The organism is Pseudomonas sp. PvP028, assembly GCF_017832255.1.
GTDB classification, from domain to species: domain Bacteria; phylum Pseudomonadota; class Gammaproteobacteria; order Pseudomonadales; family Pseudomonadaceae; genus Aquipseudomonas; species Aquipseudomonas syringae.
Map to the genome: position 1 here is coordinate 3,529,287 of NZ_JAFIBL010000001.1, position 12,954 is coordinate 3,542,240.

The following is a 12,954-nucleotide window of genomic DNA, read 5'->3' on the forward strand; positions in this document are numbered from 1 at the left end:
GCCTGCCGAGCGCCGACGCGGTGAAAGTCTGGCATTCAGGATAAAAAACGTTTCCGGTTGGGCAGGTTTCCCGGCGCTCGTCAGGCTGCCGAAACTTTTCTCCGACCGGCCCTGTCACTTTTCCAGGACCAACAGGAGTCAGACCATGGCAAGGGCAATCTGGAAGGGCGCAATCAGCTTCGGGCTGGTGCATATACCGGTCGCGTTGGTTTCGGCGACAACGTCGACCAGTGTCGACTTCGACTGGCTCGACAAACGCAGCATGGACCCGGTCGGCTACAAGCGAATCAACAAGGTCACCGGCAAGGAAGTCACTAGCGAAAACATCGTCAAGGGCGTGGCGTACGAGAAGGATCGCTATGTGGTGCTCAGCGAGGAGGAAATCCGTTCTGCGCACCCCAAGTCGACGCAGACCATCGACATATTCGCGTTCGTCGACAGCCAGCAGATCCCCTTGCAGAACATCGACACGCCTTATTTCCTGACCCCCGACAAGCGCGGCGAGAAAGTCTATGCGTTGCTACGCGAAACCCTGGTCGACACCAAAAAGGTCGCGCTGGCCAATGTTGTGCTGCATACCCGCGAACACCTCGCGGCGGTCATGCCACTGGAATCGGCGCTGGTGATGGTGATCCTGCGCTGGCCTGCCGACGTGCGTGAGCTGGATGCACTGGAACTGAGCGATGCGGTGACCGACGCCAAACTGAACAAGAGCGAACGTGACATGGCCAAGCGCCTGGTCAAGGACATGAGCGCTGACTGGCAGCCTGAGCTGTATCGCGACACCTTTCAGGACAAGATCATGCACCTGGTCAAGACCAAGGCAGACGAAGGCGAAATCGAGGATGTCGAGACCGATCCGGCCGAGGAAGAACGCAAGAGTGCCGATGTCATCGACCTCACCGACCTGCTGCGGCGCAGTCTGGCGGGCAAGGGCGGGGCCAGTAAAGGCAAGGCGAGCAAGCCTGCGGCGAAAGAAAAACCGGCCGACAAGGACAGTACCAGGCCCAAGCGGCCCGCCGCACGCAAGAAAACCAGCAAAGCCTCTTGAGCCCTACGGAGTGACCGGTGATGGCCAAGCCCGCCAGTGAATACACCCGCAAGCGCAATTTCGCCATCACCTCCGAGCCTGCGGAAAGCAAACGCAAGGGCAAAGGCAAATCGCAGCCCGGTGCGCTCGGTTTCGTGATCCAGAAGCATGACGCTCGTAACCTGCATTACGACTTTCGACTGGAGCTGGATGGCACGCTCAAGAGCTGGGCCGTGCCCAAAGGCCCGAGCCTGGACCCCACGCAAAAGCGTCTGGCGGTGCATGTCGAAGACCATCCGCTGGACTACGCCGGCTTCGAGGGCAGTATCCCGCAGGGGCAATACGGTGGCGGTGATGTGATTGTCTGGGATCGGGGTGTCTGGCAGCCGCACGGCGATCCGCAAAAGACCTACGAGGACGGCAAACTCAAGTTCACCCTGGTCGGCGAGAAACTCAGCGGTGACTGGGCACTGGTGCGTACGCGCCTCAAGGGCAGCGGCAGCAAGGAACAGTGGCTGCTGATCAAGGAAAAGGATGACATCGCGCGACCTGCTGCCGAATACGACATTACCCAGGAGCAGCCGCAAAGCGTGATCAGTGGTGCTCATGTGGGCAAGCAACGCAGCGCCTCGAAAAAGTCCGGGGCCAGTGCTGCAAGCGGCAAAGCCAAGGCCGCCACATCAAAATCAAAAGCGCCGACGCCAGTTGCAAAGCCGACCCGCAGGAAAGCGAAAGCGGCTTTCCCGGATACGCTTTCGCCGCAACTGGCAACGCTGGTGGAAGCGCCGCCAGCCGGTGACTGGCTGTACGAAATCAAATTCGATGGCTACCGCATGCTGACCCGCATTCAGGGCGACGATGTGCGGCTGTTCACCCGCAACGGGCATGACTGGACCGAGCGGCTGCCCGAGCTGGTCAAGGCGCTCAAGGGCATGAAACTGCGTGACAGTTGGTTCGACGGCGAAGTGGTGGTTCTCGATGAGCAAGGGCTGCCCGACTTCCAGGGCTTACAGAATGCCTTTGACGCGGGGAACAGCAAGGACATTCTGTATTACCTGTTTGACATGCCGTTTCTGAGCGCGGAGGACCTGCGTGAAGTGCCGCTTGAGCAGCGTCGTGATGCCTTGAAGCAAGTCCTCGACGCCCAGAAAAGTCGCCTGTTGCGTTATTCGGATGCTTTTCAGGCGGGCCATCAGGACATTGTCGCGAGTGCTGCGGCAATGGGCCTGGAAGGGGTGATCGGCAAGCGTGCCGGCAGTGCGTACGTCAGTAAGCGCAATGCCGACTGGATCAAGCTCAAATGTCGCTTGCGACAGGAATTCGTGGTCGTCGGCTACACGGCGCCGCAGGGCAGCCGATCGGCATTCGGTGCCCTGTTGCTTGCGGTCAATGCCGGTGAGGACGGGCTGGTCTACGCCGGACGGGTCGGCACCGGGTTCACTGAAGTGACCCTTGAGCAACTGCATAAACAGCTGAAGAAGTCGCAGCGCAAGGATTCACCGCTGGCCAAAAAGCTCTCCGCGTCCCAGGCCCGCGGCGTGCAGTGGGTGGAGCCGCAACTGGTCTGTGAAGCCGAGTTCGCCCAGTGGACCCGCGAAGGCATTGTGCGCCAGGCCGCCTTTGTCGGACTGCGCAGCGATAAGCCCGCCAAGGACGTGGTGCGTGAAGACGCTCAGCCTGCCAATGTGCCCAGCCAGGCACGAACCAAGACGGCAGCGCCCAAGGCGCGCAAAAAGGCTGCGCAGGGGAAAGTTGATGTGGCGGGCACCGGCATCAGTCATCCGGACCGCGTCATCGACAGCAAGACGGGCACCAGCAAGATCGAACTTGCACAGTTTTACCAGTCCATCGCCGACTGGATTCTGCCCTACCTGAACAAGCGTCCCGTGGCCCTGCTGCGCTGTCCTGAGGGCATCGACGGTGAGCAGTTTTTCCAGAAGCATGCCGAGCATCTGGCGATCCCGCACATCAGGCAACTGGATCGTGCCCTGGACCCCGGGCACGCCGCGCTGATGGAAATAGATTCGGTGCAGGCGCTGGTCGGTGCTGCGCAAATGGGCGCTATAGAGCTGCATACCTGGGGCGCTACGCGTGACAGGATCGAAACGCCGGACCATTTCGTGCTGGACCTTGATCCCGATCCGGCACTGCCCTGGCGCAGCATGATCGAGGCCACACAAATGGTGCTCGCCGTGCTGGAAGAGCTGGGTCTGGAGGCCTTTCTCAAGACCAGCGGCGGCAAGGGCATGCACATCATCGTGCCGTTGGCGCGGCAGGCAGACTGGGACACCGTGAAGGCGTTCGCCAAGGCCATCGCCGAGTTTGCCAGCCGTCAGTTGCCGGAACGCTTCACCGCCACCATGGGGCCGAAAAACCGCGTCGGAAAAATCTTCATCGATTACCTGCGCAACAGCCGCGGCGGCAGCACGGTGACCGCCTATTCAGTACGCGCCCGGCCCGGGTTGCCGGTCTCGGTGCCGATTGCGCTGGATGAGCTGGCGGGTCTGAAATCGTCGGCGCAGTGGGACATCACCAACCTTGAGCAGCGTTTGAAGCGGCTCAAGGACGACCCATGGGCCGGTTACAGCAACCGGCGCAAGATCACGCAGAAGATGTGGAAGCAACTGGGTGCGAAACGGCCTTGAGGCAAGGTCGCTGTCCGGGTTTAGCAAGGGGAAACGTGGGCGGCACGCCAAGCAATAACTGACATGCCGGCCGCACACTGGGGCTTAGAGAATCCGGTACAGCAGTCGCTCGACCCGCACGCGGCTGACACGCTTGAGAAACTTGCGCACGCCTTCGGGGTAGTTGGCCAGTGTGTCGAGCTCGTCATACTGGTTGACGCGCTGCGTGTTGCGCATCAAATGCGCGATTTCCGCTTCCCGTGGCTCGCTCCACTGGCCCTTCGGATCGTCGATCAGCAAGGCGTTTTCCAGGTCCAGATTAAAGGCGCGAGGGTTCAGGTTGTTGCCGGTCAGCAGGGTATAACGCTGGTCTACCCAGATGCCTTTGAGGTGGAAGGTGTTATCGCCGTGTTTCCACAGGTGCACATTGAGGCGGTGCTGAGCGATTGCCTTCTGATGCTTGTGGGCAAAGCGCCGCAGGCTGATTTCATAGAGATAGGGCAGGGCCGAGATCACCTTGAACGGCTCATCCGGATCGATGAAGAAGTCGTTGGCGGTCTTGTCGCCAATGATGATGTCGACCTGTACGCCGCGCTTGAGCGCCCGGTTGATCTCGCGAGTGACGGCAACCGGCAGGTTGAAGTACGGCGTGCAGATGGTCAGCTGGATCTTGCTCGACGCGATCAAATCGCAGATGGCGCGGTTGAGATTGTTGCGCGGACCGACGCCAAGCAGCGGAATCACGCGCATGTCGCCGTTTTCCTTTTCGCCCGCCGAGGTGTCGTAGGTGGCGCGTTTCAGGTCGCCACGAAACGCGCGGATCTCGCTGCGCAAACTGCGCGAGCTGGGCGGCGATTGCAGATCCAGGCGGTGCACGGCCGGCGACGAAAGTATTTCCCGCTGCACCAGATTCTGGAAAGCGTCGGCCAATGCTGCGTTTTCGATCAGGTGATAACGGTCCAGACGGTATTTGTCGAGCTTGTGCAGGTAGACGTTGTTGATGCTGGCGCCGCTGTAGATCACACAGTCGTCGATCACACTGCCCTTGAGGTGCAGCACCCCGAACAGTTCGCGGGTCTGCACCGGCACGCCGTAGATCGGCACTTCTTCATCGTATTCGAGGTTCTGCGCCTGATACCAGCTCGAGTTGCCGGGCTGGCGTCCGGCACCGATCAGGCCGCGTTGCGCGCGAAACCAGTCGACCAGCACCACCACATCCAGCTCCGGCCTCGCGGATTTGGCGGCGTACAGCGCGTCGAGAATCTCCTGGCCGGCTTCATCCTGTTGCAGGTACAGCGCGATGATATAGATGCGCCGGGTGGCCGAAGCGATCTTTTCCAGCAGGCAGCGTCGATAGTCGGCGGCAGAAGGAACAATGGAGATTGCATCGCTCTGCAAGGCAAAACCACGAAGTGCTGCCAGGGTCGAGCGTCGGAAAGTGGACTGCATAGGCCTCTCGATGGGAAAACCAATAGCCTGTGAGCTTACACGACAGTCGGCCTCCTGTGGCTGTCGCCAACCTGTTTCAAAGCATTGCGGAACGCCACGGGCCGCCATGCGCGCTGATTTTTCATGATGCAGCGCCGGAACGAACCGCATCACGTTGCTGACTTATCATCTTCTATGCATAAACAAATGATAAGCATTACCAGTAACATCTGATATCATTTCGCATCCACCCGATCGGTGATGTCCAGGACGGTTGCTTCCGATCTCGTTCAACTTGTCTTCAGGACCTACTGATGAACTCCCCATCGTTCCCGATGCGCCTTACGTTGCTCGCGTTTTGCTGTTCCATTGGATCTCCGGCCTGGGCCGCTGCAGAGGCTGCCACTCGGCAGGACGGCCCTATGGTGCTGGGCGAGACCGACATCAGTGCCGACAAGGCCGACCCTCACGCGCTACCGCCGGTTTATGCCGGTGGGCAGGTGGCGCGCGGTGGGCAACTGGGCGTTCTGGGCAATGCCGACATCATGGACGTGCCGTTCACCATGAGCAGTTACACCGAACAATTGATCGAGGATCAGCAGGCTGAAACCGTCGGCGACGTATTGCTTAATGATGCATCGGTGCGTCAGTCGAGTGGTTATGCCAACGCTTCGCATATCTTCGTCATTCGCGGCCTCAAGCTGACCACCGACGATATCTCCTACAACGGCCTTTACGGCGTACTGCCACGCCAGATCATATCGACCGATGCGCTGGAGCGCGTTGAAGTGTTCAAGGGCCCCAACGCCTTCATCAACGGCGTGACGCCGACCGGTTCCGGGATTGGCGGCGGCGTGAACCTGCAGCCCAAGCGCGCGCAGGACACACCGACGCGTCGTTTTACCTCCGACATCAGCAGCGACGGCCGGGTCGGCGAGCATCTCGACCTGGGGCAGCGCTTTGGCGAGGGCAATCGCTTCGGCGCGCGTCTCAACCTGTCGCAGCGCGAAGGCGAGACCGGCGTCGAGGACGAAGAGCATCGCAGCAAGCTGTTCGCGCTGGGGCTCGATTATCGAGGTGACGACTTCCGTTTGTCCGGCGATTTTGCCTACCAGAAGCAGCGCATCAACCAGAGCCGCAACACGGTGTTTGTCGACAGCGCCCTGACCAGCGTGCCGCATGCTCCGGACTCGGATACCAATTACGCGCCGAACTGGACCTGGACCGAAACCGAAGACACCTTCGGCATGAGCCGCGCCGAGTATGACCTCAACGAAGACTGGACGCTGTACGCCGCAGTGGGCGCCAAGCACACCCGTGAGGTCGGCGTATATGGCTCGCCAACTGTCCACGATGCCGCAGGCAATACCACGGCCGCACCGTCTTTCATCCCGCATGACGAAGACAACAAGACCGCCATGGCCGGCATCAACGGCAAGCTGCAGACCGGCGCGGTCAGCCACAAGATCAACTTCGGGCTGTCCGGTATCTGGACCGAACAGCGCAGTGCGTATCTGTTTGGCGGCACCTCCAGCAACAACCTTTACGACCCTGTCTCCCAAGAGCGCCCGGCACTCGACAGTTTCACCGCAGGCGATCTGAATGATCCCGGCATTGTCGGCAAGAGCCGCATGCGCAGTGTCGCGTTCTCAGACACGCTGGGCTTTTTCGATGATCGCCTGTTGCTGACTGCCGGCCTGCGTCGCCAGCAACTGCGTGTTCAGGGGTATGAATACGGCAGCGGCCCGCGCAATGCGCTGTACGACGAAGCGATCACCACGCCGGTCTACGGGGTGGTATTCAAGCCTTGGCACTATGTGTCGTTCTACGCCAACCGCATCGAAGGTCTGGCGCAGGGTCCAACGGCTCCGGATACCGTCACCATCAACCCTGGCGAAGTTTTTGCGCCGTCGCGTTCGAAACAGGTGGAAGCGGGCGTCAAGCTGGACATGGGTACGTTCGGCGCGAGCCTGGGCGTGTACCGCATCGAGCAACCGGCTGACGGCTATCAGGTTCTGGAAGGCACCGGGTCGCGTTATGTCCGTGATGGACAGCAGCGCAACCGCGGCGTTGAGATGAACGTCTTTGGCCAACCTGTCAGCGGCTTGCGCCTGCTGGCCGGTCTGACCCTGATGGACACCGAGGTGAGCGGTACGGCCAGTGGCAGCAACGACGGCAATCGGGCCGTGGGTGTGCCGACCTTCCAGTTCAATGCGGGTGCCGATTGGGACATTCCGGGGATCGAAGGCGCGGCCATCAATGCGCGAATGCTGCGCACCGGTGGGCAATATGTCGATGCTGCCAACAACCTGAGCATCCCGACCTGGAACCGCTTCGACCTGGGCGCACGCTACACCTTCAACGTTGCGCAGAAGGACGTGACCCTGCGCGCCAACGTCGAGAACCTGATGGACAAGGATTATTGGGCATCAGCCAATGGCGGTTACCTGACTCAGGGCGAGCCACGTACCCTCAAGCTGTCGGGCACTATCGACTTCTGATCGACTGGCCGCATCGCAGGATGCAGCCAGCCGCTGGATCAGTAGCCGTTACGCTTCAGAATCGTTTCAATGCTTTCTGTTGCCGGCCGCTCGTAGAACTTCAACAGTTCGGCGGTGCGGTTGGTGAAGAAGCCGTCCGCGCCATCATGGCTGATCCGCTTGAAGTCCTCTGCGTCATCCACCGTGTACGGGTGGATGACCATGCCTTTCTCGTGGGTCAGGTTGTTCATCCAGGGTTTGACCAGGTCCATGTAGCTCTGGTCGCCACCCTTGGCCAGTTGCGACGAAGGGCCGGTGCCGATGGCGCCGTGGGCCTTGGCCCAGTCAATCCACTGCTCGAACTCTTGCGCTGATTTGACTTCCTGGGTCGCGTAATAGCTGGCCTTGTCCTTGGCTCCCGAGTCCTTGAACGCGACGCTGGATTTGGGCTCTATCGAGCCTTCGCCAATCCACAACAGCATGACCTTGGGCACTTTTGGCATTTCTTTCTGCAGCAGTTCCAGGCTTTGCTTCTCGAACGTCTGCAGGACGACGCGTCCTGGCATGTGCGCGACGTTGACATGGCCGGCCTCTGCCGCAGGGCGCTGGTCGAGCCAGCCGCGTTTGGCCAGCAGTTTCTTCAGGTCGGCTTCGACACCAGGAAACTTGTTCGGCACCTTGGTCTCTATGTACAGCCCAGGTTTGTTGGCGCCGCCCTCGGCGATGTCGATGACCTCATCCAGCGTCAGGATCTGCAACCCGTTGTAACTGTCGCGGGCCCTGTCCGGGTAAGCCTTGTTGAACCACGAACCGGCGTCCAGTTGCTTGAGCTCCGCCAGAGTGAAGGTGCTGACCGGGTCTTTCACCCGTGTCGGGAACACTTGAGCGATGTTGGTAGTGCGTTCCAGCACGTCATCGTGCAGCGCTATCAGCACGCCGTCCTTGGTTCGCTGGATGTCCATTTCCAGGTAGTCCGCGCCCAGGTCCCGCGCCAGGGTGTAGGCCGGGATGGTTTCTTCCGGTGCGTCGAACGAAGCACCGCGATGGGCGATCACGGCTGGCCAGGGCAGGCCGTATTTCTCGCTCAGCACCTTGCCTGGGGCGTCCGCCGCCGCTGCCATGCCTGACGACAGCATCAGGCCCGACATGACAGCCGCAGCCAATAGGGTCTTTTTCAACAGGGTGGTGGGAAATCCTTGCATGGGCGGGTGTTTCCTTGTTTTTGAGAAAGCCTGTTTTATGAGCAGCCTGCGCGCCAGACCTTAGAGCCACTGGTCGCGTCACTGCACGCAACCATAACGCACTCTGCTGATTGCCAAGTCTGCTTGCGCATTAGTCTGTCCCGCAAATGCGTCCACTTTATGAACGCCTGGCGTATTCGGGAAGGCTTTTTTCAGTTCCAGCGTCAGCGGCGCTGCACAAGTGGGTCGAGTCGCGTTAAGGTCAGCATTTTGCTGATCGAACGGGAGCGCGCATGACAACGGTATTGGTGCTGGTGGAAAACCTGGACACGTATTTGCCGATTCTTGAAAGCAGCGGTTTTCAGTTGATTCGCGCCCCGACGGCCGAACTGCGTGCCGAGGCGATTGCCACGCACGGGCCGAGCATCATTGCCGTGGTGACACGCGGGCCGTTGGGATTTTTCGCCGAGGAAATGGATGCACTGCCGCAGCTTCGCATCATTTGCGTAAGCGGCGCCGGTTACGAGAAGGTCGATCTGCCTGCCGCGCAGGCACGTGGCATCGTCGTGACCAATGGTGCAGGCGTCAACGCCGCCACGGTGGCCGATCATACGCTGGCGTTGCTGCTGTCGTTGGTGCGCGACATTCCGCAGGCCGATGCCTCGGTGCGACGCAGCGAATGGCGCAAGGTGGTGCGCCCGTCGCTGGCAGGCAAGCGTCTGGGGATCGTCGGGCTGGGGGCGGTAGGGCTGGCGATTGCCAAGCGTGCAGCCGCCTTTGATATTGCCATCGGTTACCACAACCGCAAGCCACGCAGCGACTGCGATTACACCTGGCATGCGACAGCGCAGGCGCTGGCGGCCGCATCGGATTTTCTGGTCATCGCCACGCCCGGTGGCAGCGGCACGCAGCATCTGATCGACGCTCGGGTGCTTGAGGCGCTGGGCCCTGACGGGTTTTTGGTCAATATTGCCCGCGCCAGCGTGGTGGATACCCAGGCGTTGGTCAGTGCACTGCAGCATGAGCAGATTGCCGGGGCCGCGCTGGACGTGTTCGACGATGAACCGACTGTGCCGGATGTGCTCAAGACGCTGGACAATGTGGTGCTGACACCGCACGTGGCAGGCCTGTCCCCCGAGGCTTCGAGAGACAGTGTGCAAATGGTCAACGATAACCTGCTGGCGTTTTTTGCCGGGCAACCGGTGCTGACGCCTGTGACTGAATGAGCAACCGTGCAGCGTTGCACGCGAGGCATTGCTGTAACGCCCATTCTGCTGATTTTGCTGCCTGTTTATAGTCCCCCCGGGCTGTACGACATCAAACAGGGAGCAGGGCATGGGCAAAGCAGATAACACACGCAACGGGATACGGATCGGTCTGGTAGGGGACTTCAGTGCGGATGTCCCTGCGCATCAGGCCATTCCGTTGGCCTTGCAGAGGGCGGCGGAGGCCGCGCAGGTACGGGTCGGTTTCGAATGGCTGCCGACGCCGGGGATCGGCAGCGGTGCGCAACTCGCCGAATTCGATGGTCTGTGGTGCGTTCCGGCCAGTCCGTATCGGGACATGCTGGGCGCGTTGACGGCCATTCGTTTCGCTCGTGAGCACCGGGTGCCGTTTCTGGGGACGTGCGGGGGCTTTCAGCACGCGTTGGTCGAGTACGCCCGCAACCAGCTGGGCTGGGCAGACGCCGAGCATGGCGAAACTGCGCCGCACGCGGCAAACGTGATTATCGAGCCACTCAGTTGCTCGCTGGTTGAATCGGTGGCCGCGATCCAGTTGCAACCCGATACGCTGATTGCCCAAGCCTATGGCAGGCTCGACATCGAAGAGCGCTATCACTGCCGCTACGGTCTGCGCCGCGAGCTGGAGTCGGCGCTGTTCGGCGAGCACCTGAAGGTCAGTGGGCGCGGTCCCGAGGGCGAAGTGCGCAGTATGGAATTGCAGGGGCACCCGTTCTACGTCGCCACACTGTTCCAGCCGGAGCGCGCTGCGTTGCAGGGCCAGACGCCACCTGTGGTGGCCGCGTTTGTCCGCGCCTGCCTGAGCAACCCGGCATGATGGCCGCCCGGTTTGCCAAGCCTTACTTCGCTGTGGTGTTCACCTCGCTGCGTACGCCTGACGATGATCAGGCGTACGCGGAGGCGGCGCAGCGCATGGTGAGTCTGGCCCGACAACAGCCCGGTTTTCTGGGCGTTGAGTCGGCGCGCGGTGAGGACGGCCTGGGCATCACCGTGTCCTACTGGACCGACGAAACCGCGATTGTCGCCTGGAAACAGCAGGCCGATCATGCTCAGGTCCGCGAGCAGGGACGTTCGCGCTGGTATCAGGCGTTTACCACGCGAATCTGCCGGGTCGAGCGTGACTACGCGTTCGACGCGTAGGCATTCAGGGCATTACCGGTGGCACATAGGCCAACGTGGTGCCCAGTGCCCAGAGCAGAAACAGCACCAGCGGCGTGTGCACCAGAAGTTGCACGAACGAGAAGCCGATCAGGTCCCGCGCCTTCAGGCCCAGCACACCCAGCAGCGGCAGCATGTAGAACGGGTTTATCAGGTTGGGCAAGGCTTCGGCTGCGTTGTAGATCTGTACTGCCCAGCCGAGGTGATACTGCAGGTCGTTGGCAACTTGCATTACGTAGGGCGCTTCGATGATCCACTTGCCGCCGCCCGACGGAATGAAAAAGCCCAATATGGCCGAATAGACGCCCATCAGAATCGCGTAAGTGTCGTGGGAGGCAATGCTGGTGAAGAACGTCGAGATGTAATGCGCCAGGGTTTGCGCATCGCTGCCCTTGACCGTGGTCAGTAGCGCGGCGATCGAACCGTACAGAGGGAATTGAATCAGCACGCCGGTGGTGGTGGGCACCGCCCGCGCGACGGCGTCGAGAAAACTACGCGGTCGCCAGTGCAGCAGGGCGCCGAGCATGATGAACAGGAAGTTGTAGGTATTGAGCCCGGAAATCGCCGTGATCGCCGGTTTGCTCGAAAACTCGTTGAACAGCCAGCCAACCCCCAGCAGCACCATCAGGATGATCAGCAGCGGGCTGTATTCCAGCCATTCCCCGGGCCGTGTGCGGGGCGGCAGTGGCGGCAGGTTGAAGGCCGGGTCGACACCGCAGGCCTTGGCGTCGCGGGCGCTGTTCGGGCCGGGCGCGGTGGCATAGGCAACGATCAGTGAGATGACCACCAGCGCGGCGAGCATGACCCCGGATTGCCAGAGAAAGATGGTTTCGGTGAACGGGATCACGCCGGTAATCGCCAGGATCGACGGCGGCAGACTGGCCGGGTTGGCCTGCAATTGCGCGGCCGAAGACGACAGCCCCAGCGCCCAGACTGCACCCAGGCCCAGATAGGCGGCTGCGCCGGCTGCGCGGTAATCCATGCGCAGGTCAGTGCGGCGGGCGAGGGCTCGCACCAGCAGGCCACCGAACACCAGCGACAGGCCCCAGTTGAGCAGCGAAGCGAGCATGGAAATCAGCGCCACCCAGGCCACCGCCGAACGGCCGTTGCGCGGCACCCGGGCCAGTCGGTCGATCAGGCGCACCGCAGGCGGTGAACTGGCGACCACGTAACCGCCGATGACCACGAAGGCCATCTGCATGGTGAACGGAATCAGGCTCCAGAACCCGTCACCGAACGCCTTGGCAGCCTCGGCCGGGCGCGCGCCGATCGCCAGTGTCGCCAGCGTGACGATGACCACTGCCAGTGCGGCAAATACCCATGAATCGGGAAACCAGCGTTCAGCCCACGCGGCGCAGCGCAAGGCAAATCGGGCGGAGCGGCTTTCTTCTATGTTGGCGGCCATCTGGGGCACCTCTTTTTGTAATTATTATCGGGGAGTTACTTGAACAGCCGACTATTGCGGACGCTCCGCGTCACACGGCGGTTTTTCTTTTTCAGGTGGATTAGGGTTCGACTCAGGTCTCCTTTTCGCCCCTCGGCGACCTACTTTGATGGGGCCAAAGTAGGCAAACCCCCAAGCTCCGTTTCCGGCCCGACTTCGTCGGGTTCCTTCGCCCTGTCACTGCTCCGGGGGTCGCCGCAACGGACCATCCATGGTCCGGTGCGGCTAGCCTGGCGTCCTGCCAGGCTACCCCCGGATCAGCGCCAGGACTCAGCCGTCACTTACGTCGCACTCTGCGTCGTCTGTGCCATCGTGCTCGAAAAGCGTTTTAGAGCAATTTGGCCAAAGCCCCGGCTTGTGAGCTGATG

Annotated in this window: 9 protein-coding genes; 6 read left to right on the top strand and 3 right to left on the bottom strand. The window is 61.2% G+C overall.

The genetic code is table 11. The features are described from left to right. Positions 1-145: 145 nt before the first annotated feature. Positions 146-1,051 carry a Ku protein gene (locus tag JOE34_RS15700; RefSeq protein WP_010425037.1) on the top strand — a complete coding sequence of 302 codons (906 nt, stop codon included), beginning with the start codon at positions 146-148 and terminating at the stop codon, positions 1,049-1,051. Positions 1,052-1,071: 20 nt separating this feature from the next. Then, on the top strand, positions 1,072-3,675 hold the full coding sequence (ligD, locus tag JOE34_RS15705; RefSeq protein ID WP_024663954.1) for a DNA ligase D: 2,604 nt from the start codon (positions 1,072-1,074) through the stop codon (positions 3,673-3,675). A gap of 84 nt (positions 3,676-3,759) precedes the next feature. Here the strand turns inward: ligD and pssA are convergent, their stop codons facing one another. Next, positions 3,760-5,103, bottom strand: a complete 1,344-nt coding sequence (pssA, locus tag JOE34_RS15710; protein ID WP_010425030.1) for a CDP-diacylglycerol--serine O-phosphatidyltransferase — start codon at positions 5,101-5,103, stop codon at positions 3,760-3,762. Between the two features lie 293 nt (positions 5,104-5,396). On the opposite strand from pssA, the gene JOE34_RS15715 reads away from it, so the two are divergent. Beyond that, the gene (locus JOE34_RS15715; protein ID WP_024663953.1) at positions 5,397-7,583 is read left to right on the top strand and encodes a TonB-dependent receptor; all 2,187 of its coding nucleotides are present in this window, start codon (positions 5,397-5,399) and stop codon (positions 7,581-7,583) included. 38 nt (positions 7,584-7,621) lie between these two features. Here the strand turns inward: JOE34_RS15715 and JOE34_RS15720 are convergent, their stop codons facing one another. Further along, positions 7,622-8,764 (bottom strand): glycerophosphodiester phosphodiesterase, encoded by a 1,143-nt coding sequence (locus tag JOE34_RS15720; RefSeq protein ID WP_024663952.1) that lies wholly within the window; start codon positions 8,762-8,764, stop codon positions 7,622-7,624. A gap of 272 nt (positions 8,765-9,036) precedes the next feature. On the opposite strand from JOE34_RS15720, the gene JOE34_RS15725 reads away from it, so the two are divergent. The 3 genes from JOE34_RS15725 (at position 9,037) to JOE34_RS15735 (ending at position 11,124) form a co-directional block, all read left to right on the top strand. Next, the gene (locus JOE34_RS15725) at positions 9,037-9,969 is read left to right on the top strand and encodes a 2-hydroxyacid dehydrogenase (RefSeq protein WP_003391695.1); all 933 of its coding nucleotides are present in this window, start codon (positions 9,037-9,039) and stop codon (positions 9,967-9,969) included. Between the two features lie 109 nt (positions 9,970-10,078). Further along, the gene (locus JOE34_RS15730) at positions 10,079-10,801 is read left to right on the top strand and encodes a CTP synthase (RefSeq protein WP_024663951.1); all 723 of its coding nucleotides are present in this window, start codon (positions 10,079-10,081) and stop codon (positions 10,799-10,801) included. After that, entirely contained in the window at positions 10,798-11,124 is a 327-nt protein-coding gene (locus tag JOE34_RS15735; RefSeq protein ID WP_010425016.1) for an antibiotic biosynthesis monooxygenase, read from the top strand. The genes JOE34_RS15730 and JOE34_RS15735 overlap by 4 nt, the downstream gene beginning before the upstream one ends. A gap of 4 nt (positions 11,125-11,128) precedes the next feature. Here JOE34_RS15735 and JOE34_RS15740 read toward each other — a convergent pair whose 3' ends face one another. After that, positions 11,129-12,547, bottom strand: coding sequence for a TIGR00366 family protein (locus tag JOE34_RS15740; RefSeq protein ID WP_024663950.1), 1,419 nt, complete (start codon positions 12,545-12,547; stop codon positions 11,129-11,131). Between the last annotated feature and the right edge of the window lie 407 nt (positions 12,548-12,954).